The sequence below is a fragment of the Flavobacterium sp. XS2P24 genome (genome assembly GCF_030010285.1).
Taxonomy (GTDB): Bacteria; Bacteroidota; Bacteroidia; order Flavobacteriales; family Flavobacteriaceae; genus Flavobacterium; species Flavobacterium algoritolerans.
The window spans coordinates 19,864-36,453 of sequence record NZ_JASCRU010000021.1; the positions used below are offsets into that span (position 1 = coordinate 19,864).

14 protein-coding genes are annotated in these 16,590 nt (G+C 31.5%); 9 read left to right on the plus strand and 5 right to left on the minus strand.

Annotated features, from left to right (window positions below):
* Positions 1-93 precede the first annotated feature (93 nt).
* The 5 genes from QLS31_RS12425 to QLS31_RS12445 form a co-directional block, all read right to left on the minus strand.
* Positions 94-1,902, minus strand: coding sequence for an ATP-binding protein (locus QLS31_RS12425; protein WP_282744131.1), 1,809 nt, complete (start codon positions 1,900-1,902; stop codon positions 94-96).
* Positions 1,903-1,914: 12 nt separating this feature from the next.
* The gene (locus QLS31_RS12430) at positions 1,915-2,502 is read right to left on the minus strand and encodes a DUF4202 domain-containing protein (RefSeq protein ID WP_099713641.1); all 588 of its coding nucleotides are present in this window, start codon (positions 2,500-2,502) and stop codon (positions 1,915-1,917) included.
* A gap of 29 nt (positions 2,503-2,531) precedes the next feature.
* Positions 2,532-2,909, minus strand: a complete 378-nt coding sequence (nirD, locus tag QLS31_RS12435) for a nitrite reductase small subunit NirD (protein ID WP_282744132.1) — start codon at positions 2,907-2,909, stop codon at positions 2,532-2,534.
* 118 nt (positions 2,910-3,027) lie between these two features.
* Positions 3,028-5,535, minus strand: coding sequence for a nitrite reductase large subunit NirB (gene nirB, locus QLS31_RS12440; protein ID WP_282744133.1), 2,508 nt, complete (start codon positions 5,533-5,535; stop codon positions 3,028-3,030).
* Positions 5,536-5,888: 353 nt separating this feature from the next.
* On the minus strand, positions 5,889-6,239 hold the full coding sequence (locus QLS31_RS12445; RefSeq protein WP_349238940.1) for a GIY-YIG nuclease family protein: 351 nt from the start codon (positions 6,237-6,239) through the stop codon (positions 5,889-5,891).
* A gap of 191 nt (positions 6,240-6,430) precedes the next feature.
* Here QLS31_RS12445 and QLS31_RS12450 point away from each other — a divergent pair, with 191 nt between their 5' ends.
* The 9 genes from QLS31_RS12450 to QLS31_RS12490 all read left to right on the plus strand — a co-directional run bounded on the left by QLS31_RS12450 (position 6,431) and on the right by QLS31_RS12490 (position 16,589).
* The gene (locus tag QLS31_RS12450; RefSeq protein ID WP_282744134.1) at positions 6,431-7,684 is read left to right on the plus strand and encodes a tyrosine-type recombinase/integrase; all 1,254 of its coding nucleotides are present in this window, start codon (positions 6,431-6,433) and stop codon (positions 7,682-7,684) included.
* A gap of 62 nt (positions 7,685-7,746) precedes the next feature.
* Positions 7,747-9,285, plus strand: coding sequence for a hypothetical protein (locus tag QLS31_RS12455; protein WP_282744135.1), 1,539 nt, complete (start codon positions 7,747-7,749; stop codon positions 9,283-9,285).
* An 86-nt stretch (positions 9,286-9,371) separates the two neighbouring features.
* Positions 9,372-9,659, plus strand: a complete 288-nt coding sequence (locus QLS31_RS12460; RefSeq protein ID WP_282744136.1) for a helix-turn-helix domain-containing protein — start codon at positions 9,372-9,374, stop codon at positions 9,657-9,659.
* A 3-nt stretch (positions 9,660-9,662) separates the two neighbouring features.
* On the plus strand, positions 9,663-9,944 hold the full coding sequence (locus tag QLS31_RS12465) for a helix-turn-helix domain-containing protein (protein ID WP_282744137.1): 282 nt from the start codon (positions 9,663-9,665) through the stop codon (positions 9,942-9,944).
* A 21-nt stretch (positions 9,945-9,965) separates the two neighbouring features.
* Positions 9,966-10,871, plus strand: a complete 906-nt coding sequence (locus QLS31_RS12470; RefSeq protein ID WP_282744138.1) for a hypothetical protein — start codon at positions 9,966-9,968, stop codon at positions 10,869-10,871.
* 238 nt (positions 10,872-11,109) lie between these two features.
* Positions 11,110-12,474 carry a DNA phosphorothioation system sulfurtransferase DndC gene (dndC, locus tag QLS31_RS12475; protein WP_282744140.1) on the plus strand — a complete coding sequence of 455 codons (1,365 nt, stop codon included), beginning with the start codon at positions 11,110-11,112 and terminating at the stop codon, positions 12,472-12,474.
* Positions 12,471-14,603 (plus strand): AAA family ATPase, encoded by a 2,133-nt coding sequence (locus QLS31_RS12480; protein WP_282744141.1) that lies wholly within the window; start codon positions 12,471-12,473, stop codon positions 14,601-14,603. The genes dndC and QLS31_RS12480 overlap by 4 nt, the downstream gene beginning before the upstream one ends.
* Positions 14,604-14,671: 68 nt before the next feature.
* The gene (locus tag QLS31_RS12485; protein WP_282744142.1) at positions 14,672-15,736 is read left to right on the plus strand and encodes an HNH endonuclease domain-containing protein; all 1,065 of its coding nucleotides are present in this window, start codon (positions 14,672-14,674) and stop codon (positions 15,734-15,736) included.
* Positions 15,729-16,589 (plus strand): bifunctional class I SAM-dependent methyltransferase/HIT family protein, encoded by an 861-nt coding sequence (locus QLS31_RS12490; protein WP_282744143.1) that lies wholly within the window; start codon positions 15,729-15,731, stop codon positions 16,587-16,589. The genes QLS31_RS12485 and QLS31_RS12490 overlap by 8 nt, the downstream gene beginning before the upstream one ends.
* Position 16,590: the final 1 nt, after the last annotated feature.

The following is a 16,590-nucleotide window of genomic DNA, read 5'->3' on the forward strand; positions in this document are numbered from 1 at the left end:
ATTTTAAAATCTAATTTTTACGTATAAAAACCTAAAAAGTAGGCTAAGATACGTAATTCTTAAAAATAAAGTCCAAATTCTAATATTTATCTTTTATATAGGAATATTGAATGTGATTCGGGTTCCTTCATCAGGAATGGAGTTAAAGAAAACACGACCATTAATATATTGTATTCTTTCTTTCATAAAAAGCAATCCCATCCCAGACTCGCTGTTTCGCTTCTTTTCTGCCGTTTCAATGTCAAAACCTTTTCCGTTGTCGTCTATTGTAATGCTCAAAATAGAATTGCTATGCGAAAGTTGTACGATAATATGAGAAGAATCGGCATACTTAATTGCATTGTTTATGGCCTCCTGCGTAAGTCTGTAAATATTTATTTCAATTAAAGAATCCAGGCGTTTATCAAAATTAGTTTTGTTGTAAAAAAGAATATTCTTTCCGGTCAGTTTTGATAATTCTTGAGTAAGTTTTGCAAGCGCAGAGTTTATTCCGTGGTCGCTTAATTCCGGTGGCATTAAGTTGAATGTGGCGGTGCGAACACCTTTTATAATATCCAAAGACAGTTTTTTGAGGTATTCAATTTTCTGGGCTGCTTTTTCTTTGTCGTCCAGATTAATGCTTTCCAAACTGAATTTTAATCCGGTGAGCATTTGCCCAATTCCGTCGTGGATTTCTCGTGCAATTCTATTTTGTTCGTTTTCCTGGTTTTCGACAATTTTACTCGAAATAACCTTCTGCTGATTGATTTTATCGGTTACATTTTCAGTGTTCAATCGCTCGACTTCCTGTTCTGCTTTTTTACGCTCAGTAATATCAAAACAGATAATCAATAATTCGGATTCTTCTTTTTTTATGGTTACCGGAACCATTGATAAGTCCAGCCAAATCGATTCCCCGTTTCTATTGGTAATGTTGATTTCCCCTTGCCAGCCACTTCGCTGTTTTTCAGCAATAATCCGGTCAATACCGATTTGTTCTTTCTCTATTGGAGTTACGACTTGTGAGAACGTTTTATCAGAAATAAAGGGATTGTATTGCAGTAGTTTAGAGAATTTTTCTCCAATGTGTATCAGTTTTCCATCGGGTGAAACGCGACAATAGAGCAAGGTGTTTTCCATCGCATAATTGAGTGATTTCAATTCTTTGACGGAGTTTTCTTTTATTTCGCTTATGATTTCGGTATCGTGGGCGAGTTTCAAAGCCTTTTTTTCGGAGAACAAAAGTTTAAAAATAAGTGTCTCTACTTTTTTGTTGGTTGGTTTGAAAATAAAAATGAATTCCAATAGCAAAACCAAGAGTGTAAACAGTAAAATTGCATATTCCGTTTTGCTTTGCAACGTTACTTTTTCGAGGGCTTCTTTATCATATTCACCAACAATTTCATTCATTTTCGAAAGGAAAATACTTTCGTTTTCAAGAATAGTTTGAACTAATTTTTGATTCTCCTGTTCTTTTGTATGTGAATTTTTGTTTTCTAAAAGTCGGGTTGCAGCATTAAGTATAGTGTCAAAATTGGGTTTGATAGCTACAAATAATTTAGTGAGTGCGGGGCTTTTTTCTTTTGGAAAACCAAGGCTGTCATTTCCTTTTTCCAAGGCATTATGGTTGAATTTCCAGAGTGAGATTATTTCATTGATTCGGATGATTTCCTGCTTGCTTTTGGAAGTGTCTGTTATAAAATTCAGAATTAAAATCTCCTTTGTCAATTTCTGGCTCAACATTCTTTGTTTTCCGGAAATGTTGATTATTCGCGAATCGCTTCGCTGACTGTTTAGGTTGTATTGTATCAAAAGCTGGCTCAATAATACCGTTATTGCAATCGTCAATAAGGCGAATAAATACAATCGCCTTAAGTTTTTGAATGAAATGGTATCTATGGATGTTGCCACTTTGTTTTTCATAAAGAAATCGAATTACAATCCAAGAGCCTCTTTTATCAATTGAAAGTTTGTTGTGCTGAAGTTGATTTTTAGTGCTTCCTGATGTCCTTTTTCGGACATTTTATTCCAAGTTTTCAGAATGATATTTTTCAGTTTTTCTCTATCGTGTTTGTGCACAAAAGGGTCTAAATAATATTCTAGAAATACCAGACAAATTACATCCTCGAGTAGTTGTGTTTCAGCATCTTTTTTGAGTAATTTTTTTTCGATTAGAAAAGAAACCCGTGCAATAAATTCTTCGGAATAACCTGCTTTTTCTAAAATTGCAGCCGTAGTTTTAGCATGAAATTTTTTCAAATCTTCGCGCCATTTCAAATATCCCACACGGTCCATTGGATAGGATTCCCGGGCTACTTTCCATCGACAGATGTGTTGTGCTTTGGAAGCAATCTGAACAGCTTCGGATGCATTTGGATAAAAATCCATAAGCCTTTCGTACATTCTGTTAGAATACAATAGTTCCTTTGGATGAGAAACGGATTGATAGATTTCGTGATTTGGATCTTGTGCATTTTCTGCATCAATCCATGCGCTGGCGTTTTGAAATGGAGTTGTTGTCATTTGAAAAGTTAAAAATCAAAGATACATAATTATTCCAAAAAGCCTACGAAGACCTCATTTTCAACAATTTTTACCGGATAGGTGGCAATTTTTAAATCATCTCCATTTAAATTTGATCCGTCTACAAGAGAGAATGTTTTCTTGTGCATTGGACAGGCAATTTTAGGAATATCATCAGCAGAACCAATCATTCCTCTAGAAAGTACCATTTCCATTTTGTGAGGACATAAGTTTTGGCAAGCGTACCATTCGTTTCTTCGATCAAATTTTATAATGGCGATTTGTTTGTTTTTGTATTTGATGCAACCACCACCATTGCTGGGAAAATCAACAGTTTTTCCTGCTTTGAACCATACTTTTACTTCGCTTAAATTTACGGTTTCGTATTGATTTAGAATGTTTTCCATTTGAATAATCTTTTAATTTTCCTCACCCAAGCCCTCTCCAAAGGAGAGGAATCAAAGGCTAAAAACAGTTAATTAGTTGTGTATTGTGTAGTAGTTGTTTTTATTTTAAAATGACTGATTACCAAGATTTAGGCATTTTTTGATCTCTTAACGGTACAAAAACAATGTTGTCATCGGCTTCGTCAGAATTAGTGAAATGGCTAAAACGTTTCATCATTTCAGGATCTTCAATCGCTTGTTTCCATTCACATTCGAAAGTATCTACCAAACCTTGCATTTCTGTTTCTAATGCTTCTACAATTCCCAGGCTGTCATCGATAACTACTTCTTTTAGGTAATCTAATCCGCCTTCCAGTTTTTCCAGCCAAGTAGAAGTTCGCACTAATGGACCCGCTGTACGGATGTAAAACATCAAGAAACGATCTAAGTATTTGATGCAGGTCTCTCTGTCAATTTGTTCGGCCAATAATACGGCATGTTTAGGATTTGCACCACCGTTACCGCAGACGTATAAGTTCCAGCCACCTTCAACTGCGATTAATCCGAAATCTTTTCCTCTGGCTTCGGCGCATTCGCGAATACAAGCAGAAACGCCACCTTTTATTTTATGAGGCGAACGAAGTCCTTTGTATCTGTTTTCTAATTCGATAGCAAAACCGGCACTTTCGTCCATTCCGTAGCGACACCAAGCGTTACCCACACAGCTTTTTACAGTACGTAGTGATTTTCCATACGCATGACCGCTTTCGAAACCATTGTCAATTAGAGTTTTCCAAATTTTAGGTAAATCATTGAGTTGCGCCCCAAATAAATCGATGCGTTGCCCTCCGGTAATTTTAGTGTACAAATTGTATTCTTTGGCCACTTCACCGATAACGATAAGTTTGTCAGCAGTAATTTCTCCACCGGCAATTCTTGGTACTACAGAGTAGGTTCCGTTGCGTTGAATATTCGCGAGGAATCTGTCATTAGAATCCTGTGCTGTGATGTGTTTATTGGCAGTGTCATTGTAAATACTGGAAAATATTGAAGATAAAATAGGTTTGCAAACCTCACATCCATCTCCTTTTCCTACAACTCCTAACACTTCATCGTGGTTCGTGAATTTATTGATTTTTACGATGTCGTATAATTCTTGTCTGTTGTATGCAAAGTGCTCGCAAATGACATCTTTGACTTCTTTTCCTAATGATTTTTGAGTTTCTTTTACTAGGTCAACAACCATCGGTTTACATCCGCCACAGCCTGTTGTTGCTTTAGTGTGTTTGACAACATCTCCAAAAGTAGCGCAAGTTTCATCAACAATAGAGCAGCAAATAGCGCCTTTGGTTACGTTTTCACAAGAGCAGATTACGGCAGTATCCGGTAAATCCATTGCACTTCCAAAAGAAGATGCTTCTCCGCCTCTCGAACCAAGAATCAAATCTTCCGGGTTTTTTGGTAACGGCATGGCATTGCTGTAAATTTGGAACAATGAATTGTAATCACTGGAATCGCCAACTAAAATCCCGCCCAATAAGGTTTTGGAATCTTTAGTAACGTTGATTCTTTTATAAATTCCGCTTAATTTGTTTTCGTAAACAATAGCGGTTACTTCTTCATTTTCTATAAATGGATCTCCAAAACTCGCCACTTCAACGCCAATTAATTTTAATTGTGTCGACATGTCGATGGTGTCTCTCATTGTTTTAGCTCCTTTCAGGATTTGTTCAGCGGCAACATCGGCCATTTCATATCCGGGAGCCACAAGACCATAAATCATATGGTTGTAAAGTGCCACTTCGCCTATCGCATAGATAAAAGGATCCGAAGATTGCATCTGGTTGTTTACTACAATTCCTCCTCGTACGCCCACTTCCAGCCCTGAAACTCTTCCTAGTTCATCTCGTGGTTTTATCCCTGCAGAAATTACCAGCATGTCTACTTTAAGTAAATCATCTCCTTCAAACATCATTCCTGTAATAGCATGCTCTCCAGCAATATATTGTGTTGATTTGTTAAGGTGAATGCTAATATTAAGTTCTTCGATTTTTGATTGTAGCATGGCACTGGCGCCTTTATCCAATTGTCTAGGCATCAATCGAGGAGCAAATTCGACTACGTGAGGATTTAATCCTAAGTCGTATACTGCTTTAGCGGCTTCTAATCCTAATAATCCGCCACCCAGAACAGCAGCTTCGGTGGCGCCATTTCGTTTTATTTTTTTGGCGTAAGCCATAATTGCATCCAGATCTTCAATGGTTCTGTACACAAAAACACCTTCTTTGTCCACTCCTTCTATAGGTGGCACAAAAGCGGCTGAACCCGTTGCTAAAACTAAGTAGTCGTAAGTATGCGTTTTCTCTAAATGAGTATGTATTGTTTTTTGCTCTCTATTAATATCAGTAATTAATTCAGAGGTGTTTAGGGTAATGTTATGCTCTTCATACCAATTTGATGTTGATAATGATAAGTCGTCAGCGCTTTTTCCTGCAAAGTATTCACTTAGGTGAACTCTGTCGTATGCGCGTCTTGGCTCTTCTCCAAATACGGTGATTTGGTATTCTTCATGTCCTGATTTCGCAATGAATTTTTCGCAAAATTTGTAACCTACCATGCCGTTTCCGACTACTATTACTTTAATCATAATCTAATTAATTAAGTATTATTACGCAAATATAAGTATTAATACTTATATTTAAATACTTAATTTAAATTTTTTTATTCTAAGTAATTTTAAAAAAGGGGATAGAGGTGGTTTTTGTCTTATTATTCTTTTAAATAATTAGAACATTAGGAATGATTTCAGCTTTTGGCAGAATTTTAAAATCGTTATATTTTGTGGGAAATGAGTCGGAGATGTTTAGTGCTGGTAGCTAAAAGGAGTATCTGGTTGGGAATTGTCTAAAAACAAAAAACCCGAATCCCGAAGCTTCGGGACTATTCGGGTTTTGTGGTACCTCCAGTCCCGAGGCTTCGGGAGAACCAGGGATGCATGGACTATTTTTTGGATAAAATGTCTTCAAGAATAGAAGGGTTTTTAATTATTTTTTCGATAAAAATTCTGCTTTTCATTTTCTTGATAAATCTTTCAAGAAAAATAGCCTCTTCTTTGTTTGAACAATTAAAAAGGAGGGTTAAATCCCAGTCATTAGCGATTTTTGTAAATGATCCAGAATAGGTGTGTTGATTGTGTTTTATTAGTCTCTCTTCAATATTATGTGTTTCGCCAACATAATATTTAGTTGTGGATTTTGAATAAAGAATATAGAGATAATGCATCTTTAGAAATGATGTTAAACAAAAAACCCGAATATTTCTATTCGGGTTTTGTGGTACCTCCAGTACCATTTTTACCCAAAAAAGCCAATTATAATAAACTTCCTAAATCATTGATAAAAATTAATAAAGTCAATAAAACCAGTACTTTACAGAGTGTATTTGGGTTGTATAGGTTTGGATTAGTTTGTGTGTATTTTGATTATGCCGTACAACTACCGTACAAATTTTGTATATTTGTGTATAATTAAATATATAATAAGATGGCAACAATCAATTTTTTATTCCGTTCAACAAAAGAAGAAGCTCCTTTAACTGTAAGATTGTTATTCAGGAATAATAATACTGATTATGTATTTGCAACTAATACCCAGTATGTTGTTACAAAGCACTATTGGACAAAACAGCACGACATTAAAAAGCCAAAAGAATTGACTGTAGTTAACAAGCAGCACGAAGTTACAGAAGAAATCAATAAGATTGAAAAGCACGTTCTAACGGCTTTTAATAGCGTTAGTATTGGTGTTGTTAATAAAGAATGGTTGCAAAACCAAATAGGGTTATACTACAATCCACCAGTTCCGGCTGAACAACTTCCAAATGATCTAATTGGTTATTTTGACAAGTATCTTGAATTTAAGAAAAATGAGATTACTCCAAACACTAAAAAGAAAATCAATGTTATCAAGCAGCTTTTAATTCGTTATGTTGATTATACTAAAAAACCTTTAAACCTTACCGATGTTGATGGCAATTTCAAAATGAGTTTTGAGGCCTATTGTTTAGAAAATCTTTATGCTCCAAATACTATTGCAACGGCTTTGAAATTTATTAAGACAATCTGCAATCACGCAAAATCTTACGGATTGGATATAAGTGTTCAATTAAGCAATATAAAAATCAAGCAAACAAAAGTAGATAGTGTTTATTTGACATTTGATGATTTGGATAAAATTGAGAAAACAGATAAAACGAAGTTTACAGATAGTTTACTCAATGCTAGAGATTGGTTAATTATTAGCTGCTACACTGGTCAAAGAATTTCGGATTTTATGAGATTTACCGACAAGCAAATAAGAGTTGAAAACGGTAAAAGCTTATTAGAATTTACCCAGGTAAAAACAGGTAAAAATATGACCGTTCCATTACATAAAAAAGTATTGGAAATCCTTAAAAAAAGGAAAGGCAAATTTCCTTATGCCATATCTGACCAGAAATACAATGCCTACATTAAAAAGGTTTGTGAAATAGCAGAAATTGAAGAACAAGTATCTGGAAGTAAAAAATCAGAAACGGAAGAAGACAGCGGAATTTATCGCAAAGAAACAGGAACTTTTAAAAAATGGGAATTAGTAACTTCTCATATTGGAAGACGTTCTTTTGCAACTAACTTTTATGGCAAAATTCCAACAACCTATCTTATTTATGTTACCGGACACAGTACGGAAACTATGTTTTTGACTTATATCGGAAAAAGCAACAAAGATTTGGCAATGGAATTAGTGAACTACTTTTGATAGGTTTTGGTTAGTTTGGATTTATTTTAATATTTTCACATTCTGAAACTTAAATTAAATAAATGGATGAGTTTGTAAATAAAGAGATTGAGATAACTGATAGGCTGGTAAACTTAATAGGTGGGGAGATTGTCTCAATTGAATTTAACATAAAAGACAAAAGCAAACTTGATTATTTATTATGCTCCAATTTTGAGGATAAACAGAAAATTACCAAAAAAAAAGTAAAAAGGTTTAAAAAGGAAATTGATAATTGCAGAGAAGAGATTGCTGGATATTTAATTGAATTAGCAGATATTTTTGAAAATGGTCACTATTATTTAGAGCAAGGAAATGTAACTAAATATTTTATAAGTGATTATTATGATGACTTGGTACAGATTTTAGTTAAAGAAAACATAGATATTTCAGAAATTTTAGATCTTGAAGATTTAACAACATCGTATGGATTCAATTATGAATTTATACAAGATTATATCAATGGTGTTTGTAATATGTATTTCTATCAGTATTATAAATTATCACTAGATAAGACTGACAAAAAAGTAGCTGAAGATGAATTTGAAAAAGTAAAAAAAAGTAGAAAAATATTTAGTAGTGATAAAGTTGATATTACTTATTTAGATGATTTATTTTCAAAAAACAAAGATATTTTACCCCAATCAATTATAAACGCTTATAATAACATTGGCGATATTAAATCCTTATTCATTACTCAAATTGAGGGCAAAACCATTAAAAATGTATATCTAGACGATGTTGAGCCATTTACTAATATTGAGGGTGATATTTTAATTGATTATTATTGTATAGAAAGTAATTATTTGAATTTATTATCAAAAATAGAAGACAGTACGTTTGTGTTTTTTGACAATCTTCCTATTGATTTATATCTTTATGAATACGCAAAAGCGTTCATACTTGCCTACTCTGAATTTGAAACAATACTAAATCAAAATCAAACTTTAATTTCCGACACCCAAGAACAAAAAGCACTTAAAATATTTTCGTATGTACTAAATTCAAAATACAAAAATGGATATTTTGGTGGAGAATATGAAAACATTGAAGAGTTAAAGAATAAAAAAGGAATGTATGTATCTAATGAAGATATGTATGATTGGGGTTACAAAGGAGGGCAATATTATAAAGCTTGGGAAATAATATTGAATAACCCTCTAATATTTGAACCTTTATTTTCAAAATTTATAGTATCAAAAACAATTGATGAAATTGAAGTTACAGAAGATACAAGTCCAAACAATCATTTAAAATCAACTATCGAAGATTATCTAGAAGAATTCAAAGAAGAAATTAACAACAATGGTTATGAAATACTTGTAAAAGCATTATTTGAATATTTTACAAATGGCATATTTCCAATATTGGCAACCAAAATAAACTTTAAAAAAATTAATAAAAAACGTGTAGGTTTCGCTTTAAAAACACTTTATCAAAGTGAAAAAACCGAATCAATTTCTTTCGATTATCTTTTGTTTGCTAAGACCAACATTAATTTATTTGCGAATGAAATGGTAGAAGAACATAATTTCAGAAAGTCAAATCTTTACAAAGCATTCACGACAAACCCAGCAAGGTAAGGTGTACACCTAATGCACTAAAAACACTTTTTCAACCACCGAATACACTTCCAATGTTTGCAGAATAATATTAAACATTATTCAATATGCAAACCAATTCAATCTTGCTCGAAAACCTATCAGTAGAGCAACTTCAAAAAATGATAGACACATCTATCAAAAACGGAATTCAAAACCAACAAAAAGAACTCCAAGCGAAAGACAACGCAGAAGAACTTCTTACAAGAGAAGAAACCTGTAAATTCCTCAAAATCGACAGCAGCACTCTATGGGCTTGGACAAATAAAGGAAAAGTTATTGCTTATGGTATAGGAGCGAGACGTTATTACAAAAGGAGTGAGTTATTGGAATGTTTAACCTTATTGAAAAAGTAAGGTATGCCATTTTACGAACCAAACGAAAAAACGTTTCTTGAAATAAAAGAACAGCTAAAAGATCTAAAAGCAATTCTAACAAAATCCCAATTACTCAATCCGGACGACTTGTTTTGTGATAACGAAGAGTTTCTTAAAATAATGAAAATCAGCAGACGAACTTCACAGTTTTGGAGAAACACGGGAATTATCGGGTTTATTCAAATTGGGAATAAAATCTATTTTCGCCTTAAGGATATTCAAGAATTACTAAACAAGAACTACAAGCCAGGTAATAAAAAATAATTGAATTAATAAATCCTAAAGATGCTAGATTTATTAAAATTCAGAATTATAGATGAAATTCTAATAGAGACCGTTTGGAATAACGATCTATTAGAATATGTTGGCAAATCGGAAAGATTGTATAGTGATGAAATTAAAGAAAAGCAAACCAAGAAGTACAAAAATATTTATTTCACAAAACACCAAAACCGATTAGAAATCAGCGGAAGTATTCATTATTTTTTTAATGATGAATTACACAATGCCGACGATTTTTATATAGAATATTGTATCAACGCTATTGTTCAAATCAAGAATATATTTAACCTTGATTTGAATAAATGCTATCTTATTAATCTTGAATACGGTGTAAACATCAATCCAAGAATAAAAGTTTCCGATTTAATCCATAATTTAATCTACCACGAAAAACGACAATTTGCAAGAACCACAACATATTTTGACTTTAAGCAAGCAGGAAATGAAGCCTACAAACAAATAAAAGCCTATGATAAAAGTGTGCAATTTCCACACGAATGTGAAAATACATTTAGATTTGAAATACGAACAAGACAAGCTAAATTCATTCACAGTCTAGGATTATTCACGTTGCAAGATTTAACCAATATTGACAACTATAATGTGCTAATAGCTTCGTTACTCAAAGAATGGGACAATGTTTTGCTATTCGATTTATCCAAAGATATTGACACTAAATTTTTCAACACCAACTTTTGGGAAGATATTCTTAAAAACGGAAGCCGGAATAAATTCAACAATCAAAAGAAGCTTTATCATAAAAAATTAGGTGCCGATAATCTTCACGCCAACATTAGAAAAATTATAGAAAGAAGAACTAAATATTTAAAATGTGTGCATATTCCAACTATTACAAAGGTGGAAACTGCACAGGTAAAGATTTTATTTAATCTCTTTTCTATTTCATAAAAGGAATTGATTAAAATCATAATGTGAAGACATTATATGAAAATTGGAATAATAAATAGAATGTTCGAAAACTTAATTTCTACTGCAAATTACAGCTTTTATGAAAAGTTAAACTAAAAGAATGTAAAAACAACAAAAAATAGTATTAAAATAGTATTTTTGAAGATTACCATATAAAATATAATTTTAAACTGAATTTGCATAAAAATATATTTTTTATAAAATCTAAAATTTTACAATGACTCCCATTAGAAATAAAAAAGTTGAAGGTATAATAGAAGAAATCATTGACCAATACGCCTATGCTGACACTTCAGATAGACCTTGGATAATTGGTTTTAGCGGAGGTAAAGATTCTACTGTTTTATTAACATTAGTTTGGATTGCACTTCAAAGAATTAGAAAAGATTTGCCTTTCCCATATCAATTAAGAAGACCTGTTTATATAGTTTGTAACGATACAATGGTTGAAAATCCAATCATATCAAATTATGTTGATGATGTATTATCAAAAATAAGTGAGGAAGCTAGAAATCAAGATTTACCAATTTTTGTAAAAAAAACAATTCCAAAATTAGAAGAAACTTTTTGGGTTAATGTAGTTGGAAAAGGTTACCCTGTCCCAAATAATGCTTTTAGATGGTGTACAGACAAACTTAAAATAAGACCAACATCAAATTTTCTTTTAGATCAAATCGACGAGAAAGGCGAAGCAATTGTTTTACTTGGAACAAGATACGAAGAGAGTGCAACTAGAGAGCGTTCTATGAGAAAACACGAGGTGACTGGTAGTAGATTGTCAAAACACAATAGCACTGCAAACACCTATGTTTATGCGCCAATAAAAGATATGTTTTTAGAGGAAGTATGGTACATTATTAATACCGTTCAATCGCCTTGGGGTTTCGATAATTCCATTCTTTTTAAAATATATTCCGATGCGAGTGCTGATGATTACGAGTGTCCAACAGTTGTAGTAAATAAAGAACACAGCTCTTGCGGACAAAGTAGATTTGGTTGTTGGACTTGTACAGTAGTAAAAAGCGATAAATCAATGACAGCTTTGGTTGACAATGGTCAAAATTGGATGCAACCTTTATTGGACTTTAGAAATCGATTGGTTGAAAATAGAAACCTTACTGAAAATCGTTCCGAAACCAGAAGAAACGGTCAAGAAGCAGTTAGAGAAGACGGTTCTTTTAATGGAAATTACAACGCTCATTACAGATACCAAATTCTAAAAGATTTATTATTAGTTCAAAAAGAAGTTCAAAAAGAAAGACCACACATCACGTTAATCAACAATCAGGAGTTAATTGCGATACAAGTAACCTGGAATAGAGATGGAATTTTTGATTTAAGTGTTGGAGAATTATACAAAGAAATCTTCAATAAAGACATCAGTACTAACAATATTAAAACCCTTGATGATACTGAAAGAAGAATATTAAGGGACGTATGCAAAGATGAGCCAGAATATTACCATTTAATAGATAATTTGATAGCATTACAGGAAACCAAAACTTTAATGATTTCAAAATACGGACTTCATAATGATGTTGAGAAAAGAATTGAAAACTTTGTAAATGAAAGTGAAATATGAAAATAAACAAAATAATGTTTCAAAACTTTAGAATTTATAGAGGAAATAACGAAGTTATTTTCTCTCCGAATTCTTCCAAAAACATTAGCATCATTGCTGGTAAAAACGGTTTTGGTAAGACTACTTTTTTAACATCTTTAATTTGGGTGTTCTATGGTAAGATGATGAGCGAAGTCGAAGATAAATACCGTAAGGACATTAAAAACGCAGGAGGATATGAAAAATTCTTAAAAACATTATTAAATCGTGATGTAAAATCAGAGTTTGAAAACAATGCCAATAGTTCACCAATATTATCCGTAGAAATTGAACTTAAAGATTTATTAATTCCTTCTATTCCTTGTAAATCGGTTGTACTGAAAAGATCTTATGATTTAAGAACAGAAACGGAAGATTTAAAAATATTTATTGATGGTCTTGAAAACGAATTAACCAAAGAAGTGGGTTATGAAGTTTTTATTAATGATTTTATTTTACCTAGGGAGATTGCTAAATTTTTCTTTTTTGATGCTGAAAAGATAGTTTCATTAGCGGAAGCAAAATCTAAAGCAGAATTAAAAAATTTAAGTAAAGCCTATTCTGAAGTTCTCGGAATTAAAAAGTATGAGGACTTAAAAAAGAATTTAGAAACACTATTAACAAAATTGAAAAGAAGTGGTGCATCTCCATTGCAACAAACAAAACTATTCTCTCTTGTTGATAATGAAAAAGAATTGTTAGGTCTAATCGAAATGAATCAAGACAAGCAATCAAATATTGACAAAGAAATAATGAATCATAAATTGAATAGCGACAATCTTCAAGAAAAGCTAATCCGAGAAGGAAATGGTATCACGGTTGCGGAACTTCAAGTGATGAAGAAAGAACGTGATACTTTTAAACTGGAATCAATTGAAATTAAAAATAAACTAAAAAAACTATTGGATATTGTGCCATTGGTTTTGGCAGGGAAAAAATTAGTTGCTTTAAATAATCAGTTAGTTTATGAACAAAAGTTTCATTCTAATACTTTAAATCAAGGTAATTTAATTGAAGAATTAAGTGCTTTCTCTAAATCAATATTGAAAAATTTGAACGTACTAAATCTTGATACAATTTCAAAGGCAAAAGTTGAGGAAGCATTAAAATTGACATTATCCGAAAAACAGAAAGGCACCGTAAAATCAAAAACAGAAAAAGTATTACTTGATTTTAATGATGAACAGTTTCGCAATTTTGAAGCAGTTTACAACAACATAAAAGGAGCTTTTTCAAGTCAATTCAATGCAGTTGTTCAAGAAGAAAAAAACAATCGCATCTTATTATCAAGGGTATTCCAAAAAATCAGACAAGCGGAAGCTAGAAAAGACAATCATCTTGCTCAAAAATTAAGAGAAGAGAAAATCGCTATCGATGCCAAAATTATTATTCTGAATAATGATAAAAATGTTCTAACTGAAGAATTAGGCAGCTTGAAAACAAGATTAGCTTCTAATGGTAAAGTATTATCTGAATATGAAAAGAATTTCAAATTGATAAAAACTGACCAGAAAAAATATGAGGTTACAGAAAATCTTTTGATAAAAATAAATACAATTATCCATAAGATTAAGGATGATAAAAAGTATTCGTTGCAAAAATCAATAATGCTGGGTTTAAAAAAGATAATGCACAAAAGCGACTTTATCTATAATGTGAGAGTAAATGTAGTAGATGATGTTATGGATATTGATTTATTAGATAAAAATGACGAAATAATAGACAAAGATTCTCTATCCAAAGGTGAGCAACAACTATACGCAACAGCACTGTTAAAAGCATTAGTTGATGAATCTGGAATTAAATTTCCTGTATTTATTGACAGTCCATTACAAAAATTTGACAAATACCATTCTAAAAATATAATTAAAGAGTTTTATCCTGCAATTTCTGAACAGGTAGTTTTATTTCCATTATTGGAAAAAGAATTGTCGGAATTGGAATATGAGTTTTTAAAACCATCGGTTAATAAAGTTTTTGTTATCGAAAATAACAAAGAAGGTTCCAGTTTTAAATCATTCGCTGTTGACCAATTATTTCATCATTTAAAGCAAGATACTGATGTTTATACAAATTTTATTCCAAGAAGAAAAACGAGAGAAATTAGTTAATATTTCCATTAAATATTAATTGCTAATTCAACTATTTGCCGCAATAAAAATAATTGATTTAAACACTTATGAATTTACCTTTTTCAGATAATTTACCAACCAATAAATTAGCATCTTCATTTGCTAATACTTCTGCAACGTATAAATTTTATTGGTTAATTGCGATTATTGAATTAGTTGAAAATGGTCAAACAAGTATCAAAAAAAGAGATGTTTTTTCAAGAATGATTAGTAATTCTTGGTACACAGTAAACTATTTTCACGTTTCTTTTGGAAAGCAAGATTTAATTCAAAATGCTGTCGAAGATATTTTAAAATTTGAAAGTTTAGCAATCGACATCAAGAAAGATAATCTGATTTCAATTTTAGAAAATTCTAAAAAAATCGAAACTAAAAAATCACTTGAACATTTTAATCTAAATGTACCACATTGGTTTTTATCGCCTTGGTTTCCAAAGTTGAAAGATGAAAACAATTCAAATTATAAAAAACGAATTTATTCATCTTCTCAAAAATTTGAAAATAATTGTCTTTATGCTTTACACGATGAATTCATTGAAATAAATCCAGTTTGGATAAATTACCTAAAATCGAATGCTAAAATCCTCAAAGATTTCGGTTATTGGAATTTATCCTTATTTCTGCAAACAAGAAATCCAAATGTTCCAGATATTCCTAATAAACTCATTAAACCGCCAGTTAGAAATGGTTTAACAAAACAAACAAATGAATATTGGAAAATTGTTTTTAAGGAATTGGGTTCTATAGAATGTATTTTTTCAGGAACAAAATTGTATTTTGATGAAAAGAATTTCGCCATTGACCATTTTATTCCACACGCATTTGTTTCACACGATTTAATTTGGAATTTAATTCCAATTGAAAAAATTACTAATTCAAAGAAAAGTGATAATCTTCCACTTTTTAATCAACATTTTGACAAGTTTTATGATTTGCAAAAAGTAGCATTTGAAATTAACAAACATCATAATTCAAAAAGTAAATATATGGATGAATATCTTTCTATTTTTCCAAATATTGATAGTTTTGAAAAAGAAAAATTTTCAAATACAATTCAGCCTTTAATAACAATTGCTAGTAATAATGGGTTTTTGTATATGAAAAATGAATAATCAAAATTCCAATAGTCATTTGACAGCAATTGAAAGAACTTCACTTTCATATCCAGCAAGAATTGTTTTAAATCAAAAGAAAATTATTGGTAAAGTTCTTGATTTTGGTTGCGGAATTGGTAAAGATGTTGAATTATTGAAATTCAAAGGAATTGATATTATTGGATATGATCCATTTTATTTTCCAGAATTTCCAACAGAAAAATTTGATACAATTTTGTGCTTTTATGTTTTAAATGTTTTGCTTCCAGAAGAACAAGCAGAAGTTTTAATGAACGTTTCAAATCTTTTAAAACCAAACGGAAAAGCATATTTTGCTGTTCGCAGAGATATTCAATACGAAGGATTTAGAATTCATAAAATTCACAAGAAAGAAACTTATCAATGTTTGATAAAGTTGGCTTATTTGTCCGTTTTTAAGAACGAAAACTGTGAAATATACGAATATGAGCATTACACAACTTTAAACAAAGGAAACGCAAATTTAAGTCCGTTTTTGATTGGAGATGAAACCAGAGAATTAATTCTTGAAACTGCAACTGTATTTTCATTCTATGACAAATTTCCAGTTTCAAAAGGTCATTGTTTGATTGTTCCAAAGAGGTTGGTTTCAAATTATTTTGATTTGACTTTAAAAGAGCAAACTGCTTGTTGGATTGTTGCCAATAAAGTAAAAACCATTCTTCAAGGAAAATACAATCCTGATGGTTTTAATGTTGGAATAAACGTAAATGAAGATGCAGGGCAAACGATTTCACATTCTCATATTCATATAATTCCCAGATATAAAGGCGATGTTGAAAATCCAAGAGGCGGAATTCGTGGAGTTATTCCAAGTAAGAAAGAATATTAAT

Coding starts and splice junctions, on each gene's coding strand:
- nirB (WP_282744133.1), bottom strand. CDS start 5,535: ATGATTAAAGTAATAGTAGTCGGAAACGGCATGGTAGGTTACAAATTT.
- QLS31_RS12450 (WP_282744134.1), top strand. CDS start 6,431: ATGGCAACAATCAATTTTTTATTCCGTTCAACAAAAGAAGAAGCTCCT.
- QLS31_RS12445 (WP_349238940.1), bottom strand. CDS start 6,239: ATGGTACTGGAGGTACCACAAAACCCGAATAGAAATATTCGGGTTTTT.
- QLS31_RS12430 (WP_099713641.1), bottom strand. CDS start 2,502: ATGACAACAACTCCATTTCAAAACGCCAGCGCATGGATTGATGCAGAA.
- QLS31_RS12460 (WP_282744136.1), top strand. CDS start 9,372: ATGCAAACCAATTCAATCTTGCTCGAAAACCTATCAGTAGAGCAACTT.
- QLS31_RS12465 (WP_282744137.1), top strand. CDS start 9,663: ATGCCATTTTACGAACCAAACGAAAAAACGTTTCTTGAAATAAAAGAA.
- dndC (WP_282744140.1), top strand. CDS start 11,110: ATGACTCCCATTAGAAATAAAAAAGTTGAAGGTATAATAGAAGAAATC.
- QLS31_RS12425 (WP_282744131.1), bottom strand. CDS start 1,902: ATGAAAAACAAAGTGGCAACATCCATAGATACCATTTCATTCAAAAAC.
- QLS31_RS12490 (WP_282744143.1), top strand. CDS start 15,729: ATGAATAATCAAAATTCCAATAGTCATTTGACAGCAATTGAAAGAACT.
- nirD (WP_282744132.1), bottom strand. CDS start 2,909: ATGGAAAACATTCTAAATCAATACGAAACCGTAAATTTAAGCGAAGTA.
- QLS31_RS12480 (WP_282744141.1), top strand. CDS start 12,471: ATGAAAATAAACAAAATAATGTTTCAAAACTTTAGAATTTATAGAGGA.
- QLS31_RS12455 (WP_282744135.1), top strand. CDS start 7,747: ATGGATGAGTTTGTAAATAAAGAGATTGAGATAACTGATAGGCTGGTA.
- QLS31_RS12485 (WP_282744142.1), top strand. CDS start 14,672: ATGAATTTACCTTTTTCAGATAATTTACCAACCAATAAATTAGCATCT.
- QLS31_RS12470 (WP_282744138.1), top strand. CDS start 9,966: ATGCTAGATTTATTAAAATTCAGAATTATAGATGAAATTCTAATAGAG.